The organism is Paenibacillus sp. DS2015 (assembly GCF_050433705.1).
GTDB lineage: Bacteria > Bacillota > Bacilli > Paenibacillales > Paenibacillaceae > Paenibacillus_AQ.
The window spans coordinates 48,593-68,672 of sequence record NZ_JBNPWS010000015.1 but is presented as its reverse complement, the minus strand read 5'-3'; the positions used below and the strand labels follow the sequence as shown (position 1 = coordinate 68,672).

The 20,080-nt window shown below is 40.6% G+C and carries 20 protein-coding genes; 3 read left to right on the top strand and 17 right to left on the bottom strand.

Annotated elements, in window-relative coordinates:
* Positions 1–127: 127 nt before the first annotated feature.
* From J2T13_RS14335 to J2T13_RS14295, 9 genes are all read right to left on the bottom strand, one after another.
* Positions 128–442, bottom strand: a complete 315-nt coding sequence (locus tag J2T13_RS14335; protein ID WP_429372367.1) for a hypothetical protein — start codon at positions 440–442, stop codon at positions 128–130.
* 227 nt (positions 443–669) lie between these two features.
* A complete protein-coding gene (locus J2T13_RS14330; RefSeq protein ID WP_429372365.1) occupies positions 670–2,097 on the bottom strand; it encodes an MDR family MFS transporter in 1,428 nt (475 codons plus the stop codon).
* Between the two features lie 9 nt (positions 2,098–2,106).
* Entirely contained in the window at positions 2,107–2,532 is a 426-nt protein-coding gene (locus J2T13_RS14325) for a MerR family transcriptional regulator (protein ID WP_429372363.1), read from the bottom strand.
* A 309-nt stretch (positions 2,533–2,841) separates the two neighbouring features.
* Positions 2,842–3,489, bottom strand: a complete 648-nt coding sequence (locus tag J2T13_RS14320; protein ID WP_429372361.1) for a hypothetical protein — start codon at positions 3,487–3,489, stop codon at positions 2,842–2,844.
* Positions 3,431–4,723, bottom strand: a complete 1,293-nt coding sequence (locus J2T13_RS14315) for a hypothetical protein (RefSeq protein WP_429372359.1) — start codon at positions 4,721–4,723, stop codon at positions 3,431–3,433. The genes J2T13_RS14320 and J2T13_RS14315 overlap by 59 nt, the downstream gene beginning before the upstream one ends.
* On the bottom strand, positions 4,723–5,625 hold the full coding sequence (locus J2T13_RS14310; RefSeq protein ID WP_429372357.1) for an ABC transporter ATP-binding protein: 903 nt from the start codon (positions 5,623–5,625) through the stop codon (positions 4,723–4,725). The genes J2T13_RS14315 and J2T13_RS14310 overlap by 1 nt, the downstream gene beginning before the upstream one ends.
* A gap of 52 nt (positions 5,626–5,677) precedes the next feature.
* Entirely contained in the window at positions 5,678–6,883 is a 1,206-nt protein-coding gene (locus J2T13_RS14305; RefSeq protein ID WP_429372355.1) for an ATP-binding protein, read from the bottom strand.
* On the bottom strand, positions 6,871–7,545 hold the full coding sequence (locus tag J2T13_RS14300; RefSeq protein ID WP_429372353.1) for a response regulator transcription factor: 675 nt from the start codon (positions 7,543–7,545) through the stop codon (positions 6,871–6,873). Before J2T13_RS14300 ends, J2T13_RS14305 begins: the two co-directional genes overlap by 13 nt.
* Before the next feature lie 213 nt (positions 7,546–7,758).
* Positions 7,759–10,140, bottom strand: a complete 2,382-nt coding sequence (locus J2T13_RS14295; RefSeq protein ID WP_429372351.1) for an ATP-binding cassette domain-containing protein — start codon at positions 10,138–10,140, stop codon at positions 7,759–7,761.
* A gap of 186 nt (positions 10,141–10,326) precedes the next feature.
* Here J2T13_RS14295 and J2T13_RS14290 point away from each other — a divergent pair, with 186 nt between their 5' ends.
* Both J2T13_RS14290 and J2T13_RS14285 read left to right on the top strand, forming a co-directional pair.
* Complete coding sequence (locus tag J2T13_RS14290; RefSeq protein ID WP_429372349.1) at positions 10,327–11,004, top strand: response regulator transcription factor; 678 nt, start codon at positions 10,327–10,329, stop codon at positions 11,002–11,004.
* Complete coding sequence (locus J2T13_RS14285) at positions 11,001–12,038, top strand: HAMP domain-containing sensor histidine kinase (RefSeq protein WP_429372347.1); 1,038 nt, start codon at positions 11,001–11,003, stop codon at positions 12,036–12,038. The genes J2T13_RS14290 and J2T13_RS14285 overlap by 4 nt, the downstream gene beginning before the upstream one ends.
* A gap of 128 nt (positions 12,039–12,166) precedes the next feature.
* Here J2T13_RS14285 and J2T13_RS14280 read toward each other — a convergent pair whose 3' ends face one another.
* The 5 genes from J2T13_RS14280 to J2T13_RS14260 all read right to left on the bottom strand — a co-directional run bounded on the left by J2T13_RS14280 (position 12,167) and on the right by J2T13_RS14260 (position 15,175).
* The gene (locus J2T13_RS14280) at positions 12,167–12,751 is read right to left on the bottom strand and encodes a hypothetical protein (RefSeq protein WP_429372345.1); all 585 of its coding nucleotides are present in this window, start codon (positions 12,749–12,751) and stop codon (positions 12,167–12,169) included.
* Between the two features lie 458 nt (positions 12,752–13,209).
* Positions 13,210–13,689 (bottom strand): zinc ribbon domain-containing protein, encoded by a 480-nt coding sequence (locus tag J2T13_RS14275; RefSeq protein ID WP_429372343.1) that lies wholly within the window; start codon positions 13,687–13,689, stop codon positions 13,210–13,212.
* A 28-nt stretch (positions 13,690–13,717) separates the two neighbouring features.
* Positions 13,718–14,128 (bottom strand): hypothetical protein, encoded by a 411-nt coding sequence (locus J2T13_RS14270; RefSeq protein ID WP_429372341.1) that lies wholly within the window; start codon positions 14,126–14,128, stop codon positions 13,718–13,720.
* 160 nt (positions 14,129–14,288) lie between these two features.
* The gene (locus tag J2T13_RS14265; protein ID WP_429372339.1) at positions 14,289–14,885 is read right to left on the bottom strand and encodes a YdcF family protein; all 597 of its coding nucleotides are present in this window, start codon (positions 14,883–14,885) and stop codon (positions 14,289–14,291) included.
* A gap of 86 nt (positions 14,886–14,971) precedes the next feature.
* Entirely contained in the window at positions 14,972–15,175 is a 204-nt protein-coding gene (locus J2T13_RS14260) for a hypothetical protein (protein WP_429372337.1), read from the bottom strand.
* 46 nt (positions 15,176–15,221) lie between these two features.
* On the opposite strand from J2T13_RS14260, the gene J2T13_RS14255 reads away from it, so the two are divergent.
* Positions 15,222–15,371: a helix-turn-helix domain-containing protein gene (locus tag J2T13_RS14255; protein ID WP_429372470.1), complete on the top strand. Its 150-nt coding sequence runs from the start codon at positions 15,222–15,224 to the stop codon at positions 15,369–15,371.
* Between the two features lie 93 nt (positions 15,372–15,464).
* On the opposite strand, the gene J2T13_RS14250 is transcribed toward J2T13_RS14255, so the two are convergent.
* From J2T13_RS14250 to eutC, 3 genes are all read right to left on the bottom strand, one after another.
* Positions 15,465–17,204, bottom strand: a complete 1,740-nt coding sequence (locus tag J2T13_RS14250; protein ID WP_429372335.1) for an ABC-F family ATP-binding cassette domain-containing protein — start codon at positions 17,202–17,204, stop codon at positions 15,465–15,467.
* A 257-nt stretch (positions 17,205–17,461) separates the two neighbouring features.
* A complete protein-coding gene (locus J2T13_RS14245) occupies positions 17,462–19,231 on the bottom strand; it encodes a glycoside hydrolase family 2 protein (protein ID WP_429372333.1) in 1,770 nt (589 codons plus the stop codon).
* Between the two features lie 44 nt (positions 19,232–19,275).
* Complete coding sequence (gene eutC, locus J2T13_RS14240) at positions 19,276–20,034, bottom strand: ethanolamine ammonia-lyase subunit EutC (protein WP_429372468.1); 759 nt, start codon at positions 20,032–20,034, stop codon at positions 19,276–19,278.
* Between the last annotated feature and the right edge of the window lie 46 nt (positions 20,035–20,080).

The window sequence follows — 20,080 nt, the reverse complement described above, 5'->3', positions numbered from 1 at the left end:
TGTGATAATACCACTCAGCATAGGATGATCCGTCCACCTTATTCAACTCGCCTTCATCATAAATAGAGGTATATTGATAATCGTATTCCCCATCATCATTTGCATCAAAGAGGATCGCAATATCAGGCTATCCTTCGGACTTATATTTCTGCAAATAATCTTCTTGAATGACCTCCTCATCAAATTTTTCACTATTTACTAACTTTTTCGTATTATTTAACAGATCCATCCGATCCGTCTTATCTATGTTCTCATGTACTATATAAATGATTTCAATTTGTGTGGGTCTAAACTGAACATCCAGTTCCTTCACAAAGGCCTTTGAGTTCTTCACATCATTTATGAATGCCTTCACTTGATCTGTTGAAATCTTCGAAGCAGGCATGCATCCCCCTACAACAACGAGAACTAACAATAAGAACGCACCTATGAATTGTCTCAACCTTGATTCCCCCCTAATTGAAATACATGAGCCCTCTGCCCATGCGCATACTATGTTCTCATTTAATTACATCATAGTAAATATATATTGTTATAACCCTACCCGTGCCCGCCCTGAACCAAATTATATAAATCCCTTGCACACGACGAAAAATAAAGCTGTCCCAAAAGGTCTTAGACCTTTCGGGACAGCTTCCTGATCATTTAGCATCCTAATCATTAGTGCTATTAACTTACTAAACCTGTCTCTAGCTCCTTAGTTTTACGCTTACGGAGCAACAACGTAAGTGGCATCGTCACAATGATAATAATCGTTCCAATCAAGAATACATCTTGAATACTGAGCGACAGCGCAACTTTTGGCGTCACCTCGTCTATTTCCAGATGTGCTAAAGTCTGAGATGACAGAATCGAACTAAACAAACTGATCGATAACGCGGCGGTGCCCTGTCTAATCCAGTTCATTACAGCCGATGCATGACCCGAACTTTCTCTAGGTACGGCAGACATGGCTGCATTGGTTACCGGCATGTTGCAGAATCCTATCCCTGCATAACGAATGACAAGCCAGGCCGTAACGAATAATATACTCGATGTCAAGCCAACATGGGTAAGTGCCCAAGTGGCCACTCCCATCAGAATTAACCCTGTAAATATGAGCCGCGCAGGACCCACTTTATTGTAAAGCCGCCCTACAGCTAGAGAAACCAACACCATGACCAGCGTACCTGGGAACATAACTAGTCCCGTTGTAAAACTAGATGCGCCCTGAATATTTTGCATATAGATTGGTACCAATAACGTAGCGGCATATAGAGATATGGTAACGGCACAGTTAATAATCAACCCATAAGTAAATCGGGGTATGGTTAATACTCGTAAATTCAGAAGCGGATTACTTATACGCAGTGTTCTCATCACAAAGTAAGCAAGCATAATCAGTCCAAAAGCAACAAGTCCAAGCGTCTTCCAGCCAGCCCACCCCCAGCTATGAGCTTCGCTAAATGCAACGAGCAATGAGCTGGTCCCTATCAGCACAGCTCCAAAGCCGATCCAATCTAGTGTGCTACTGCGGCTCAGCTTATAACTTGGAATGAAACGTATCGCGACAATAACCGCTATAAGCCCGATCGGGATGTTCATTAGAAACAACGATTTCCATCCGAATAACTCGGTTAACCATCCGCCAATGGTTGGACCAAGCGCAGGAGCCAGCATTGCCGATATACTCCAGTAGCTGATGGCAACCGCTTGCTTCTCCTTCGAAATCGTCTGATATATGATCGTCATCGTGGTAGGCATTATAATTCCACTGAACAACCCCTGCAAGATTCGAAAAGCAATTAGAGATTCAATGCTCCACGCAAATGAACATAGTGCAGAGACAATGGTAAAGCCAGCTAAAGCAAACACATACAACCGCTTATTACTCCATTTATCCCCCATAAAACCTATAATCGGCGCAATAATACCTGTAGCCATCATAAACCCGGACAACATCCACTGCACCGTATTCAGGCTAGCATCAAAATCCTTCATAAACACAGGTAAAGCCACATTAATCGTTGTTGTACTGAGCGATGCCATAAAGTTACCGAAAAACACAGCAATTAGGATCGTCCAGAAGGTTGATCTTTGTACTCTTGATGTCTCCATACTGTGCTCCTACTCCTTTAGTTTCTCTAAACCGTCCAGCACACGTTTCTCTATGCTGTTCAGCTCCTCTTTGAAATCCTCCATCCGCCGGATCTTCTCATCGATCATCGTTTTTTCGTTTCTTAGGCTTGATAGAATATCCTCAAGCTTCACTCTTCTTTCTTCCCGATCAGCAGATGACCGGAATTCGCTTCGCTGTTGATCAAGCGTCGTACGATATTCAAGAAACTGCTGTAGCTCTGCGAGTGAAAAGCCAAGCGCTTCCTTTACGAGCAGTATCTTCTTAATTCTCTCCACATTTTCATTCGAATATATGCGTATGCCGCCCGCCGTTCTCTCCGGAGCCTCAATAAGCCCGATATCCTCGTAATAGCGAATGGCCCGTTTCGTCAGACCGGTCTGGTTCGCTACATCCTCAATCTTTAATATCTTCAAATCGCCGCACCCCTACTTTCTTCTTTTCAATTATATTCATAGCTACAGTTGACGTCAACGTTAAGCATTAGGTATTTTATGGTTTATTTCAAAAGAAGGGACCGTTGCAACGCTCCCTTAGAAGAACCTAGCATTTCCACATTAAGTTGACTCAGTACAAAGAACCAAAGCCCATCTTGTAGATGCTGGACCTTGGTTCTCAAGTAACGTTAATTAGCTTTTGATGATTGATAACCATGTATGCCCCATAGGACCCATTCAGTTCCTCCCTAACGAATCAGCATTATGAGCTTGGTTGAACGTTATCCTTCATCTTACCTTTCTGATCCTCTTTTTGATTAACAAAGCGATCAAGACAAGAAATATAGCAGTACCCATAAGCCAATATTTCTCCTCGAAGCTGCCCTTGGAAGACATCGAGAAGAGGTATAAATTCCCTACGTACTTACTACCTGTCGACATATTAAAAACGTAGTAAAAAAGTGGAATCATATAACCAACTGCTATATTGTCACTGATTCCAGAGAAAAACATCCCCATAGCGCCAAGGAACACAGCGCCGGAAAAAGTACCTATCAGGTATTTGATTAAAGGAAAGGTGCTACCATTAAAACGCATAAAGACAACAAAGCAGAGAATCATGACCAACATGGTGACCACTGCAGTGAACGCTCGAACGAAATAAATTCCCGTCTGGGAGGTATATTTCGTTTCAATAAGCTCTCGTATATCCTTTTGCTGTTCTGGCATAAAAACAGGAGTTAATAGAACGATACCGATCAGTGCAACAAACATCTCAAGCGGAGCCGCAGATGCAGCAGCGTCCAGATTGCTTATTCCGAAGATAAAGGGTGTTAGACATAGAATTAGTAATGCGACTGTTACATGAACAAGAAAGTTATGCTTGAGATTCGACTTTGCGATGAATGAATATTTTCTTAAGACTACCGAGAACATCCAACTTCCCCCTTCTTTTCAGTTCATAGATCCCCACGGATATGACGATAAGGGCAATAGCCAGAAGTGTATAACTAATGCGATTGATCACCAGTGTATTAAAGTTGTCCAAGTAGATTCCTGTATTTCCGATCTTATTATGACGAATGATAAGATCCGTTCCATAACCCCCATCGATATGTTGTAGTCCCATGTTAAGCCCAATAAACCACCACAGTCCCTGTACGGCTATAGCAACCATAGTTTCCGTTAACACCGTCAAGAAGACACCCACTGCCGTTGATACCATAATGGAGGGTAGCAGTGATCCACAGGAATATTTAATAAAAGCAAAGAGATCTATATCAACCCCACTATATTGATCTGCCGTGCGAACTGTTGCATACAATGCCAGCAGTAGAACTGGTAAGAACATGACCGCCACCATGGCAAAATAACGAGTAAACATCAATCTAAAGGAGGATACTTGTCTCGTAAACATTAATTCCTGCATTGTCGCTCGGCGATCCTTCAGACCTAAAAAAACGGCTACAAAGACCGGAAATATAGCAAGAACAATACCTAAATAATCGCAGAATACCCGGGCCAAGGCCCCCGTTATTTGATCTGTCTCCACAATCGCGTTGTAATCATCCATGGCATCTTCATAGGTCATTGGCACTTTACCGAATTGAATCACATACATATCACTGTATTGTGAACCACTACCAATGAGACTATCTGCTTGCTTCATCAGTTCGTGGAAACGCTCATACGTTAACTTAGGGTCAATGGACGTTTTCGGGATTCCTGTCTCTTCCCCTATAGACGGAACAATAAATGTCATCTCACCGTTGTCATTTACGACCGTGCTTTTTTCACTAATTGTCATCTCTGCTTCATCCCTGCTCGGGGCCACCCTTAACTCATCTAACGATATTCCAGTTAATTCGGATAGAATATTAGCCATCTCACCTTGCTCTTTATCACTTAATTTCACATTTTTATAGAATCCTATGGGATAAGCCGTAAATGAATTGGCAATATATTCACCATACAAAGAATCAACTGCATTCGGAATGATGATCTCTTGATTATCTTCCTGCTTCACACCATAACTTTCGAGTCCCTTCTGTGGGGGTTCGATTGGATCAAAACTTGTCCCCATTTGCGTGTAAGCAAATAAGACTAGAATAACGACAAAGATTACATAGGTGATGCTCTTAACCGTTTTTTTGCATTCCTTCAAGAACATCAGGAGATCCCTCCTAGCTGATGCGTAGCCACACCATTTTCAACCATATGAAGCATATAGGCGTCCTCGATGTTGGGTTCACAAAGGGTTGCGTTAAGCGTGGGCTGTTCATTCGCAATCAACCGAACATTAACCCGCTCACCCATCGTTAACATACCTGTCACGATATATTTCTCTTTCAATGCCGCTAGCTCCGCTCTAGCTATTTCAGCACTATAGACCTTGCCTTCGGCGGTTTGGGTAAGTTGTCTGACGGTTCCTTGGTATAACAATTTCCCATTGTCCAGAACCGCTATTCTTTCACAGGTCGCTTCAATATCACCCACAATATGCGTGGACAGGATAACAATTCTTTCCTCCGCAAGCTCACACAGCAGATTACGAAACCGTATCCGCTCCTCTGGATCAAGACCTGCTGTTGGTTCATCCACGATCAGCACCTTCGGCTCGTGTAATATAGCTTGCGCGATCCCTAGCCTTCTTTTCATCCCACCCGATAGAGCCTTTACCTTTGTTCGATGATGATCGCCTAAATTCACCTTCACAAGAAGCTCCGGAATTCTCTCCTTCCGTGTTCGGAGGCTAAGTCCCGATAACACCCCAAGATAATCCATTGCCTCATACACCCCCATATGGGGATACATTGAGAATTCTTGCGGCAGATAACCTGTGATACGGCGGATTTCCTTGGAATTCTCAATAGGAACGCCACATATGGTGATATCTCCATCTTTCTTATTCAGTAAGGTAGCGAGCGTCTTCATCAACGTCGTTTTCCCTGCACCATTCCGTCCAAGAAGCCCGAACATCCCCTGACCCATCGTTAGATTAATATTGTTCAGCGCATGTTTTTTTCCATAAAACTTATTCAGGCCTTTAATCTCTATTTGCATGTTATCCATAAAAAAAATACCCTCCTCGTTTGGCTCTTAAGGAAAGTATAAAGTCCACTTTTCAATTTTCTATCAACTTTTGTAGGTGGAATCTTGCGAGTGTCTTCGCTCCGCCTTGTTCCTCATTGGATATTCGTAATTCTCCACAATGCTTCTCACACAATGTCTTGCATATATAGAGTCCCAACCCGAAGTGAATACTTTCATCTGTATGATTCCTGTAGAATGCCTTTGTCCCTTGCTGCAGATCCTCTGGTGAAAAGCCACTCCCATCATCAGATACCTCCACAATCAGATCACACCCCACGATTTGCAAAGTAATCTCTATGTGATCTTTGGCATATCGAAGAGCATTGGATAACAGATTATCTATCACTCGTAATATCACTCTAGTGTCCGCACCGATATAATCGACTTCGATTCGGTTCACAACATCTACTCTAATCATGGATTGTTCGCCCAACATCTGTGCTATGGATGTGATCTGAGCAACTAGATCACGAGCATTGGCTTGGGTAATGGCTATCGAAATATCTTCTAATTTCTGCACGTCCGTCATCGTCGCAACATAACTTTCAATCCGTTCTGTATGCTTCGATATAGCGGATACTGTGGACAGTAACTTCTCCTCGCTCACCTTATTTTGAGGAACATAATTGCATAGGAAATCCGAATATCCTCGAAGAACCGTAAGCGGCGTTCTTAAATCATGCGTAAATACAGCATTCAGACGTCTTCGTTCCTCCATCATGCGCCACATATCACGGTAATTGTTCTCGAGTGAACTCCGCATCATTTCAAGTGAAGTACACAACTGCCCCATTTCGTCCGTCGACTCAACCTTTAGCGAGAAATCCAGATCATTATTCGCGATCTTGGCCGCGGATTGATTGATAAGTTCAATCGGCTTCTTCAACTTATAGCGATAGAACAAAAAAGCCGCAAGAATAATGCAACCACCGAAGAATAAGGGAATCGTCAAGGTGTAAGTTAAATCTATGCCTTTCAATAGTATTTTATCTTTGGAAGAAACTTCTGCTTCATCTATTCCAGTCCCCAATGAGAGCTTTACCGTTCTTCCTTTAGCATCCGTAAAGTCACTCTCTTCGAATGAGGCGTATTTCCCATTGATTGTGCTCTTCCATTCATCTATTCCATTAAGCGAAACACTACTTAACATCGTCGCCAACAACATAAATCCTATCGTGTATACAATGAGTGTCTTTTGAATCGACAGGTTATTCCACATGCTCTTCATCCTATCCATTTATATCCCACTCCCCAGACGGTCTCAATATAACTCAACCCGTTGATCATGGCGAACTTAGCACGGATTCTCCGGATATGTTCGGCGACAACCGCGCTGTCTCCCTTGCTGTCGAACCCCCATAAACACTCATAAATACGTTCTTTATCAAATACCTGTCCGCTATTCATGGAGAGAAATTCAATCATATCAAATTCTTTTTTGGCAAATGATATCGGCTCGTTATTGTAAGACACCGTACGTTCCCCGTAATCAATCACCAAATCACCTACAAAGTTCACTTTAGACTTGGTATGGTTTCTTGTCTCACGACGTAAATGCGCAGCCACTCTTGCGCCAAGCTCATCTATTGAAAAAGGTTTCACGATATAATCGTCGCCACCCATACGGAATCCGTTGATCTTATCTACGTCTGCAACCTTTGCTGTCAAGAACAGAATAGGACAGGATACATGACTTCTGATTCTCTTGCAGACCTCAAGCCCGTCCATGGCTGGCATATTGATGTCTAGTAGAATAATATCAGGGTCCTTCCCTGCTTGTTCTAATGCTCTCGTTCCATTCTGTGCGGTTAGAACCAAATAACCATTGATCTCAAAATAATCCCGGAGCAGATTAACAATATCCGCTTCATCGTCAACAATAAGTATTTTTGTCTGCAATGTAACCACCTCACATGTGACGATAGTATACAAATTTCAACTTTTTATCAACTTTCATTTATTGGAGTTAATGATGTAGTTACTCAAATTAAGGATCTCTGACTATTCTAGGATATCGTATAGCGGAGGTTTAGAAGTAAATGAAGATGAACAAGACCGTCAGCTAAGGATTACTCCCTAACTGACGGTCTTGATTGTGTATATATAATCTACCTACTCGCTTCGTAAAGCGGTAACTGGATCTTTCTTCGCTGCCATCTTAGCAGGAATGAATCCGCCGATCATAGTAAGAACTAGACTAATAATAACAAGCAATATAGCATGAACCGGGTTAAGCTGCGCAACGTTGGATAGGTCCGTCAAATTGTACAGAATCATATTAATTGGGATATTCAACAGATACGTTATAGCAATGCCAAGCAACCCTGAGATCGTACCAATAATGAAGGTCTCTGCATTAAAGACCCGTGTGATATCCTTCTTCCTTGCACCTAAGGCCCGAAGAACACCAATCTCCTTCGTTCTTTCCATGACGGAAATGTAAGTGATAATCGCAATCATGATGAGCGATACCACGAGGGATATAGCCGCAAATGCAATCAGTACCAGGGTAATACCATCCATAATACTTCCCGAAATACTGGTGACGATGGCCGCCATATCCGTGTATTCTACTCTATCCTTGGCTTCCAGGTCTGTATTCCACGCATCTAGATAAGTATTGATCGATTCCTTTGTTCCGAAATCAATCGGATACAGCGAGATCGATGTTGGAATCTCGGTTGCGCCTAAGGAGGCAAGCATCTCATTCTTCGTCGGAGCAACAGAGCCGCCTACGCCCATCATTGGTGCGGACATTCCACCTTCCATGGCCGATGTCATCGCAGCAATTTCTTTGTTACCTGTATCTTGAGATAATGTTTGACCGGTTAGAACGTTAATATCGGCTTCCTGTTGTGCTAGTACAATTTCTGAATTCTTCGCATCATCAATGAAGTAAGTTGTAAGCTCATCTGAATACGCGAGTCCAGCAGGCAGCGTAGACATCTTCGAATCTTCCTGACCACGAATCACGCCGACAATATTTAAGGTTATCGCATGGTCGCTATTGTACATCTCCATCAAATTAGATGCTGTGCCATTCAGCGTGAACTGTTCACCGTTGTTGTGGTAATAATCATCGTTCAGAATGAGTTTTAACTCGGAACCCACCAGATCGCTTAAGTCAATGCTATCTACATCGTAGTTAATACCAAGCGCATCAAGTGAAGCATTGTTCAGACGATTATATTCATCCACAATCAATACAAGATCCGTCTTCGATGACGGGAAACTTCCCTCGAGCACATCATAGTACTGCTCTAAGTAACTCCCGGACGCTTCCCCAGATTTACTTGGATAAGATGTGAAGCTAATATTCCCCGTATTCAGCGTTGTCGCCTTGTCACCGTCTGACTTCAACATATTCATATTCACCGTACGCGTATAGGATATTCCATCAAGTAGCGTAGGATCGATCTTCTTCACATAGTCTAAATATTCGGTTGTCAGCACATTGGTGTGCATAACTGAATTTTCGCTAGGATCATATGGAATCAGCTTCTTCTCTGTCGGAAAAGAGGTCAGGTCTGTTTTGCCAGCAGAAGCATGCTCCGATATGTCAACGTTCATGGCAGTCTGGTTAATCGTAATCGGGAAATTCGACATGGCTCCTGCTTCATAAGAATTGATCTGCTTGTCAAAGCCATTCGATAAGGATAGGACTAACGCAATGCCGATAATACCAATACTTGATGCAAAAGCGGTCAGTCCCGTTCTCCATTTCTTAGTCGCAATGTTCTTGCCCGACAACTTCAATGCCGTTAAGAAGCTCATGCTCGTCTTCTTCAACGTATAGTTGGATGTAGCCTTTTGAGTGGCAAGAGGATTGCTGTCAGATACTGCTTTACCGTCAGAGAACTTGATCACGCGATCCGCATATTGCTCTGCCAACTCGGGATTATGCGTCACCATAATGACAAGTTTGTCTTCCGCAATGGTCTTGATCAACTCCATAATCTGTTCACTGGTCTCGGAATCCAAAGCGCCTGTCGGTTCATCTGCCAGAATAATATCTGGATTATTCGCAAGTGCGCGAGCAATCGCTACACGCTGCATTTGTCCTCCTGACAACTGATTCGGCTTCTTGTGTACATGGTCTTTCAATCCGACCTTCTCTAGCACTTCAATGGCCTTTTTATATTTCTCAGCTGAGGGCACTCCGCTAAGTGTCATACCCATCTCTACGTTGTCCACGATGCTTAAATGCGAAATCAGATTATAACTTTGAAATATAAAGCCTACACTATTATTACGATAAGCATCCCAGTCGCTATCTTGAAAATGCTTGGTGGATTGCCCATTGATGATAAGCTCCCCGTTATCATACTGATCGAGTCCACCGACCACATTTAATAGCGTCGTCTTACCCGACCCACTCTGTCCAAGGATCGCTACAAATTCACTCTCCCTGAAATTAAGGCTTACTTTGTCCAATGCCACTTGGGTGAAATCCCCAGTCTTATAACTCTTGGTGATATCTTTTAATTGCAACATATGAATGACTCTCCCCTTCCAATACACGATTCTATCTTTGCTAACTTAAACTCAGTATATCAATCCTATATAAACTCAACATAAACGGAACCATAACGTCACCGAATGGATACATTTTCACGGTTTATATTTATTTTATATTCATGCGTTATACTTATAGAGGTTGTTCAAAAGGGAGGTCACGTTATGCTTAATATCCTTGTTGTCGAGGATGACAATAAATTGCGCCAGCTATTCTGCACCGTTCTTACCAGAAATGGTTACCACGCGCTCGCTGCGGAAGATGGACAAGATGCACTTGCTATATTAGATAAAGAATATGTAGATCTGATCATCTCTGATATTATGATGCCCCATATGGACGGCTACGAGCTTACTAGAACCCTTAGAGAAACCAACTATAATCTTCCGATCTTAATAGTTACGGCGAAGGAAAGCTTTACCGACAAGCAACGAGGCTTTCTCGTTGGAATCGACGATTACATGGTGAAGCCGATTGATGTTAATGAGATGGTACTGCGTGTTGGAGCGTTACTTCGCCGTGCTAAGATCATTAACGAACGCAAGATTGAATGTGGGACTACCCTATTAGATTATGATTCCTTAACGGTTTTTTTACAGCATGAAGACAGTATTATTCTTCCGCAGAAAGAATTCTATTTGCTATACAAACTCATATCTTATCCGAATAAGATCTTCACCAAGCATCAGCTGATGGATGAGATCTGGGGGATGGATTCTGAATCCGATGAACATACAGTCGTTGTGCATATCAACCGCTTACGGGAACGCTTCAAGGCATGTACCGATTTCGAGATCATCACCGTCAGAGGTCTTGGTTATAAGGCTGTGAGATTGTCATGATCAAGACCAATAATAGAAGTCTATGGTGGTCTTTCGTATCGTTAGTCTTCTTTAGTGTACTCGCTTCCACTTTTCTCATGGCGATCTTAGCGTTTATCTATATTCGCTACGGCAATTTCAATATACTCGGTAGGAGTCATTTACCACCCATTCTATTCATTATGTTGTTTAGTCTGGTCACCGGTAACATCATCACCATGTTTGTAGGAAAGAAAATCTTGTCCCCAATTACAGATTTCAGCAATGCGGCTAAAGAGATCGCCAAAGGCAACTTCGACATTGAGCTGAATGAATCTCATCGCGTCCGTGAAATTAGTGAAGTTGCACATCACTTCAATATCATGGTTCAAGAGCTACGGAGTATAGAAACACTTCGAAATGATTTCGTTGTTAATGTATCTCACGAATTTAAGACGCCCATTGCAGCCATTGAAGGTTATGCCACGCTGTTGCAAGATAAGAACATCACGAAGGAAGAGCATGAAGAATATACAGGGATGATTGTGGATAGCGCGCGGCAATTGTCTACGTTGTCTGGTAATATTCTCAAAATATCCAAACTCGAAAATCAAGAAGTGATCACAGACAAAGGAGAGTATCGATTAGATGAGCAAATCCGCCAAGCCTTATTACTGCTAGAATCGATATGGACTCCTAAACAACTGTCCCTTAACATTGAGCTTGAGAAGTGTGTGTATTACGGAAATGAAGAACTGATGATGCAAGTGTGGTTGAATCTGCTAGGAAATGCGATTAAATTCACACCAGAAGGTGGGGAAATATCGGTTGGTCTTACATCTAGTGATAACTGCATAGTCGTAATCATATCCGATACCGGCATAGGGATGGAAAAGAGTGTGCGGAAGCACATCTTCGAGAAGTTTTATCAAGGAGATCATGCCAGATTCGCGGAAGGTAACGGACTCGGTCTGCCCCTAGTCAGTCGTATTATCAACTTATGTGGCGGTAAAGTTGAAGTGCTAAGCGAATGGGGAGAAGGCTCGACCTTTACGGTCAAGTTGCCTGTGGATTGAGAGGGAAGTGACTGCAATGAAGGGGCTATCGGAGGGGTGGAACACTGCGGCGAATGGATCGGGGTAACATTGATTCATGATACCGGCCTCTTCATTGTAGTAGTTATGCTGTAGGCATTGTTGAGTCATTACCAATGGATATAACGGATTTCTCCCCCAAATAATTTATCAGCAATTAACTTCCCATCATCATCGAAACCTCGAATAGTCCAAGCATCCTCTGTATATTTATCCAATACAAATAAAGTGTAATTATTATCAACCTCGGCTAAATGATATTTATCAATATGTTCTTTAACATCCTCAATAGTAAAACTATAGGTATCCGAAGCTGTTAATCCTTCCATATGGTTACCAAGTGCAATGTATTTGATATTAGAGTCTTCCGCTGTCTTTACAACAACTAAAAGGCTATCTTCAGTGTCATCATTTCCAAACCCAGTAGCTGCAAAAGGTTTGCCTTCCTCAATGAAGTTTCCAAAAGAGCCCCCATCATATTGATATAAAATACCTAAATATTGTTTTAACCTTGCTCCCCCAAATGTATCATGAACTTTATCTTCAAACAATACCGCTTTTCCATACACCGTATTATGAGAACTTACTACCCGAACACTCCCAGGTATAGCACTGGATTCGGTAAGACGCCAACCATATAACCAACCAAGCAGGACGATACATACAATAAGGCCAGTAATAAGTAACCTCTTCAATAGGTACCCCCCATTTCCTAATTGCCTGATTTATTAAGTACAATTATTGCGTATACGTAATATTCACGAGTTTCGTGAAATTACAGGATACGATTGAATAAACGAACACACCTTGATTGAAAGAGTCCCGATAATTCCTTATTATACCATTAATTGGAGTAGTATGTGCACCCCTTATAATTTCATTTTGATAATATAGATGATCTAACAACAGAATTATATGATTATGTACATGGTATACCAGTATATGTATTACATCACGCATTACATATTAAACCATCCGTTCTCATAGAGAATTTCGAGATGGAGTTGGAAGAGTAGCTACTTCATACTATGTAACTAGCAAAAGGCTGATTGGAGTTCCAATCAGCTTTTTTTGTATCCATTATTCACTTTCCTCAACTACAACTATCTTCTACATTACTTTGTTTTAATAATAAGACCTATGAGTCAATTCATTACGTATGTACTACCTTTTCTCCACAAGTTATACAGAATACAGAATCCGCAGATATCACACTTGCACACTGCGAGCAATGGAGCTGCTGCAATTCATCTTCGGCTATATCCATCTGAGGTTGCTCTTCTTCTACTTTAGTCCCGCAGGAACCGCAGAATGAAGTATCTAACGGATTCTCAGCCCCACAATTCGAGCAGATTTTCACGCCTTTAATGCTCCGAATTTGCAGCCTAGAGGATTCGATAACCTGTAAGGAAGCTGTGACTTCATCGCATAAGAGTTGAAAATCCTCATCTGGAGCGCCGTGAAATCGTTCATAGTACAGCTTTCCAAGCTCATGGTAACTGTTCTTAATCTTGTCTTCCTCACTACTAATCTGGATGTTGATTTTGGCAATGCCGGTAAGATCTTTTGTTTTTTTCGCTACATCTTTACTAGTACTCGTAATTTTATCACCGAGTTTTCCAAAGAAACTCATTATCAATCACTTCCCAAAGGTTAATTCCCTACATATTCTTATCTATGACTTTATCAATTGCAGAAACCTTTAGATCCCCTTGCGTAAATGCCTTAAACCCAAGAATAACCAATACAATTTTCTCTAGTGCATCAATCGCCCCATTAGCAATAACGTTGAAGTTCAACGGCCAAGATACATAAGCTGTTCCACCAAACCACGAAAGAATGCCATTGATAATACTGATAATGTCGTTGCCAAAACTGATGATAATGCTTAGAAGCGCAAACCCTATAACGATAGCTATTGCCTTGATTGCACTTTTCTTCAGCCATTCATTGCTCTCAAACAATAATACATATCCACCTACCAGCAGCAACCCTAGAACATTAATCAGTCCTAAAAAGTATAATGCCGCACCCAGCATGCCCACGGATATACCAAGCTTTGTCTTTTGCATACATACACCTCCTCATTAAAATAGTACAAAGGAACCAAATCCTTCGATTCAAAATATTGCCATTTTTATCTATTCCCATGTCAACGATACTATTCCGACTACAGATCGTCAATAGATTATTCGTTAATCAGAGGAAATATAGGTATTAAGTCTTTAAAGTTTACCGAAATGGTAAACTTAGAATATAACCAATATAGAAGAATACCTCTCGAAATATATAAGGGATTTTACTGTTTAATGTCTCATATGCTGAACTTTGTGTCGGTGATGAGTATGTCTTCATCCCCATACTTTTTGCCATTAAAGTGGCACGTTTCATATGCAATGGGTCACTTACGATCGTGAATGTCTCCAAGTTATGCTTGGTAGCCATATCATAAGCGTATTTGAGATTCTCTTCTGTAATTTTCGATTGGGTTTCAATAAGTATGTCTTCCACATCGACATTATTACTAATAGCATAATCTCTCGCTACCTCTGATTCAGCAACTTGATCGCCATCGCCTTTGCCACCTGTAAATATGATTGTATCTACATAGCCATTCTCATAAAGCCAAATCGCGTGATTTATCCTTTCACGTAAAACAGGAGACGGCTCACCATCCCAAGCTGCCGCACCAAGTACAATAGCCGCATCAGACTTAACTAATTCAACTTTATCACCGAAAGACCAAATACTATATGCTAAGTAACTTATAAGAACAAGAATAATGACTATCAGAACTATTGCTAACTTACCTAATGCTTTTTTTGTCATTCTAAACCATGCTTCCTTCAGCTGTATATGTTTTCACCATAATATTCTCCTTGGGAGTTGGTCATGTGCTATAAAGACTTCCTAAACTAATGTCCACGGCGATGAGTTTCCGCATCGAAGTAATGTAGCACTCCAAACACAATAAGAACAAATGTCAGGAGAATAAGTCCATAACCTGTCCATCGCAATAGTCTACTATTCGTGCTGGGTGTTTTTGTTGTTTTGATTAATATCCATCCTACCGCTATCAACAACACCAATACGACTACAAATGGTGCAATTTGTTCCAAAAGAACACTCCTCTCGTATCCATATTAACTCCATACATACTTTACCATATCTTCCCGAGTTGATCGGTCTTATATTAGTGAACTAGAGAATGGAGAAAAGGCTCCCTCTTTACTCACCATTATTTCGTTATCCAAAGCATTACATATTAAACCATCCGTTCTCATAGAGAATTTCGAGATGGAGTTGGAAGAGTAGCTACTTCATACTATGTAACTAGCAAAAGGCTGATTGGATTTCCAATCAGCCTTTTTTGTATCCATTATTCACTTTCCTCAACTAGGTTGTGATTTAAAGCAACTTAATCAGCTCTTCTAGCTCATCAACCAAACCTTTTGCAAGTTCAAAATTATTATCTTTTAAAGCTAATTCTATTTTCGTTTCAACTGCTTTTTTGTTTTGTTCCGTTTCTAAATAGTCTCGATCAAAATGATTAGCATAAATCATCTGTTTAAATTTTTTCATTTTCATTTTTCTAATCGTCTTATCGTCAATAATTAACACATAATCCATACCATTTACCACAGAATAGAAATCATGAGAAATCATGAGAACCGCACCTTTATACTCTTCAATGGCTTTCTCTAGTGCGAGTTGTGTATAGGTGTCTAAATGACTTGTCGGTTCATCAAGCAGCAATACGTTTGCTTTACTGGCAGCAACTTTAGCCAATTGAAGCATATTTTTTTCTCCGCCAGATAGAGATTCTATCTTCTGATTAACGATTTCTCCTTCAAAACCATAGTCTGAAATATATGATCTAATCTCTTCATAAGTTTCAAACCCAGCATCGATGAATTCTTCTAGTATGGTATTAGAATCCTTTAGAACTTCGCCTTGAAGCTGAGATAAATAAGCCACTTTAGCATCAGCATTTATTTCAATGGATTCATGATTATTGTTAAAGATATCTCGGAGTAAAGTCGTTTTCCCAGTACCATTTGGACCGATAAGGGCTACTTTATCCGTAGATTTTATCTCAAAATCAACATTTTCTAGAAGCAACTCATCAAAGGCAGCGCTATAATTATTAACTTTTATAACCGTGGTGTCTTCCATTTCATTATCAATACCGAAACTGATATTCGGTTGCTTAATCTCTACAAACGGTGTTTTAATTCTACGAGCTTCCAATCTTTCTTGAAGTTTAACTCTAGATTTTAGCACTTTCCCTCTAGATGCATCTGCATTATAAGTTGCGATATTTCTAAATCTAATAATTAAGTTCTCGTTTCTCTCAATTTCTTCATCATCAATGATTGCAAGTTCTTGTAACTCAATTTTAGTCTGAAGTAATGAGAAGTTATAATCAATATATCGCCCATCAAACTCTTGGAGCTCCATGTTTTCAAGGTGTAATATTTTGTTGAAACAATGATTCAAGAGATATCTGTTGTGCGTAACCACTAGCAGTATTCCTTTGTGAGAATTAATAAGATTCTTAAGCGCATTTAGGTTTCCAAAGTCTAAAAACACATCTGGTTCGTCCATAATCATTAAGTCTGGACTATTAAGCATTTCCTTGATGACTTGAATAAGTTTGAATTCCCCACCACTCAAGTCGGATACCCTAAGATCTTTTAGCTTCATGAGGTTGGCTAGATTTAGTTTCTTATTAATGTTGCTCTCAAAATCATTCCCACCCATTGAATCAAATGCGTCTAAAGCGAATTGATACTTTTCTAGTAACGATTCAATATCCGTAGATGTTTCCATTTCAGTGCAAATAGCATTTATTTCATTCTGTATCTTAATGAATTCTTCACCAATATATTCGAAAACGGTTGTATCTTTCGTGTTGTCCAGTTGCGAGAACTGACTTACATACCCAATTGTGCAAGTTGGGTCCATCTCTAACAGGCCATCGAACATATGTCTTTCTGGATCCATCAATATATCGACCAATGTACTTTTTCCACTGCCACTTGTTCCTATAAAAGCGCAATGTTGTCCCTCTTCAAGCGTAAAGGAAATGTTCTTATATAGTTCTTTTTGCGGAAATGAGAAGGATAAATGTTCAACTTTTATCATAGTGTTACCTTTCTTTATAACTAAATTTGTGATTATTATTAGATGTATGGAGGAGTATCGATTGTGAGTTTACCATTGAATTGTTAGAATAACACTGTTTACAGCCAACTACAAACATATCAGATTAAAGTTGTTCGTGACATGGAAAAATACAACTTGGAACACTGCTTCTCCGATCTCGACAATTAGTCACCTCACATAAAAAAAGCTCGGATGATTATGCAATTCATGCATTCATTCGAGCTTCATACTATAATTTATTTGATTTGATCGTTAATTTTTTTGATCGCAGCCATATTACATTTCGGCTCACGATCATAGGTCAATAGTCCATTAATTTCTTGCTCAACATCTGTAATTTGAGTGTAGCAGAAGCCTTGAACGATTGGACTTTCAATTAATGCATTGGTCACTGCCGCATAAGCCTCAATTAGTTCTTCACTTGATTTTACAGATGAATAGCCCCAGCCCTCTGTTTGATCTATTTGATAAGCTACACCGCCATATTCCGTTACCAATATCGGCTCACCTCGGTAACTATATCCTTTGGCATACACTGCACGACCTACAGGCTCAGCGGTCATAGCTGCTTCAATGGATGAAAAAGCATTGCGAAGCTGTTGACCATTCTTATAATTATGAATCGTACATAGATCTGAAATCGTATGCTCCCATCCATCGTTAGAAATGACCATTCTAGAGGAATCAAGCGATTTCACAAGATGATACATCGCGGTAACATGGTGCTGCTGCTTCTCTTCAATCATCACACGCGATACGCCCCAGCTTTCATTGATCGGAACCCATACTATAATAGAAGGATGATTGTAATCACGTTTCACAATTTCAAACCATTCCTTAGTCAATCGTTCTACTGCTTCAGGTCCGAATTCTACACAGTTAGCTGCCTCTCCCCATACTAGGAAGCCCAACTGATCTGCCCAATACATATAACGAGGATCTTCAACCTTCTGATGCTTACGTGCGCCATTAAAGCCCATTTCCTTAGAAAGAATAATATCCTCTTTCAAATCCTCATCCGTGGGCGCTGTTAATAGGCCATCTCGGAAATACCCTTGATCAAGGACAAGCTTCTGATAGTATGGCAAATTGTTAAGCATAAACTTTCCATTCTCAACAGAAACTTTTCTCATGCCGAAGTAGCTATCCACCTTATCGATAACGTGATCTTTGTGCACTAGACGGAAGGTAACATCAAACAAATTAGGGGATTCTGGCGTCCAGTACCATCCATGAGTATGAATATTACTTCTGTCGGCAAAGCGATTGCGTAAATTGTAACTACGCTTATTATATATCTCAAGCACTTTAAAGGACTCTGAGACAAGTAATTTCCCCTTATAAGAAATCTCCGTTTGCAGCTCATACTGCGTGTAATCCGTACTTCTCGGACAATTAAGCTCATATTCCATTACGATATCACCATTATCAATATCTGGTGTAAATTTCACATGCTGAATGTGTACAGGATCTACTGACTCAAGCCATACTGTCTGCCAAATACCTGAGGTTCTAGTATAATATATATATGCGGATTGCTCATGCCAATATTGCTTTCCACGAGGAATAAGTTCATCAGAGGACGGATCCTCCACACGCAGTGTCACACAATTATCCTTATCCTTTAATAAATTAGTAATATTAACAGAGAAGTTTACATGTCCACCCTCATGATAAGTTGCTAGCTCACCATTAACATAAACCCAAGCACGATAATCGACTGCACCAAAATGTAGAATAACCTCCTTCTGCTCCCACGCCTTAGGGAGCTCAATCATCCGATGATACCAGATAACATCATGAAACGAAGGATCATTAATGCCACTTAACTTTGTTTGATAGGCAAACGGTACTTGAATATCTAACTTTTGTTCAGGAAATTGTAAGTACCACTTCTGTGCTAATCCTTCGTCATTATCATCAAAAGCAAAATCCCAAGCCCCATTCAAATTTAGCCATTCATTTCTAACAAACTGTGGTCGGGGATATTCCATTCTTCTCTGCATAACTGATTTTTCTCTCCTTAGATGTAACTTCATTATTGTTGTATTTAAATAACTAGATTTACGCCGCTTGTTTGCTGCTCAATCATTTTTTTCAATATCATACCAATATGTGCGCCGCCCTCTACAGGCGGTGTACCTCCGTGATGAATATTAGAAATCACCGTTCTATTGGATTCCATCATCCCTATACGAGGCTTATAGCACATATATGCGCTCATCGAAGCAGACGATGCGAGCCCTGGACGTTCTCCAATTAGCATAACTAGTACCTCTGGCTCCAATATTTGCCCGATATGATCCATTGCTGCCACACGTCCACCTTTTACAAAGATTGGAGTACCGACTGTTAATCCATATACCTTCAAGGAATCAAGCAGCGAAGGATACACATCTGCTAGATTCTGTTCAATTGCGTTTGCACTTAGTCCATCAGAAACGACGATTTGGACCTGGGTGCCCTTAATACATTGCTTTCGAAGTTGCTCTTCACTCTCTAAGGTCATCACTCTGCCCATATCAGGTCTTTTCAAATAATTTTCTCTAGTTTCATACCTAGTCTCCACTTGTACAAAGGGATATTGCTGCAGCAATTGTTGAGATACTTCACTATATACACTATCTACGGCAGATGCATGATCAATACGAAACTTTAGCATATCTTTAGTGAGCGGCCTTGTACCTGAACGCCATACGCCGATACGTGCCGGTGTCGAACTAAGAAGTTCCTCCAGCATCTCTGAAGAATTCGGGTTAGGTATATTGGACTGAGGCTTCATCTGCATTCGTTGCTGTAATTCATTCATAATTTTATCGGTCAGCTGTTGTATATCAACTGAGTTCATATATTCT

Bases quoted from the DNA above. Each gene is read 5' to 3' on its own strand.
- J2T13_RS14330 (WP_429372365.1), bottom strand. From the start codon at position 2,097: ATGGAGACATCAAGAGTACAAAGATCAACCTTCTGGACGATCCTAATT.
- J2T13_RS14320 (WP_429372361.1), bottom strand. From the start codon at position 3,489: ATGTTCTCGGTAGTCTTAAGAAAATATTCATTCATCGCAAAGTCGAAT.
- J2T13_RS14315 (WP_429372359.1), bottom strand. From the start codon at position 4,723: ATGTTCTTGAAGGAATGCAAAAAAACGGTTAAGAGCATCACCTATGTA.
- J2T13_RS14310 (WP_429372357.1), bottom strand. From the start codon at position 5,625: ATGGATAACATGCAAATAGAGATTAAAGGCCTGAATAAGTTTTATGGA.
- J2T13_RS14305 (WP_429372355.1), bottom strand. From the start codon at position 6,883: ATGGATAGGATGAAGAGCATGTGGAATAACCTGTCGATTCAAAAGACA.
- J2T13_RS14295 (WP_429372351.1), bottom strand. From the start codon at position 10,140: ATGTTGCAATTAAAAGATATCACCAAGAGTTATAAGACTGGGGATTTC.
- J2T13_RS14290 (WP_429372349.1), top strand. From the start codon at position 10,327: ATGCTTAATATCCTTGTTGTCGAGGATGACAATAAATTGCGCCAGCTA.
- J2T13_RS14285 (WP_429372347.1), top strand. From the start codon at position 11,001: ATGATCAAGACCAATAATAGAAGTCTATGGTGGTCTTTCGTATCGTTA.
- J2T13_RS14275 (WP_429372343.1), bottom strand. From the start codon at position 13,689: ATGAGTTTCTTTGGAAAACTCGGTGATAAAATTACGAGTACTAGTAAA.
- J2T13_RS14270 (WP_429372341.1), bottom strand. From the start codon at position 14,128: ATGCAAAAGACAAAGCTTGGTATATCCGTGGGCATGCTGGGTGCGGCA.
- J2T13_RS14265 (WP_429372339.1), bottom strand. From the start codon at position 14,885: ATGACAAAAAAAGCATTAGGTAAGTTAGCAATAGTTCTGATAGTCATT.
- J2T13_RS14250 (WP_429372335.1), bottom strand. From the start codon at position 17,204: ATGATAAAAGTTGAACATTTATCCTTCTCATTTCCGCAAAAAGAACTA.
- J2T13_RS14245 (WP_429372333.1), bottom strand. From the start codon at position 19,231: ATGCAGAGAAGAATGGAATATCCCCGACCACAGTTTGTTAGAAATGAA.
- eutC (WP_429372468.1), bottom strand. From the start codon at position 20,034: ATGAATGAATTACAGCAACGAATGCAGATGAAGCCTCAGTCCAATATA.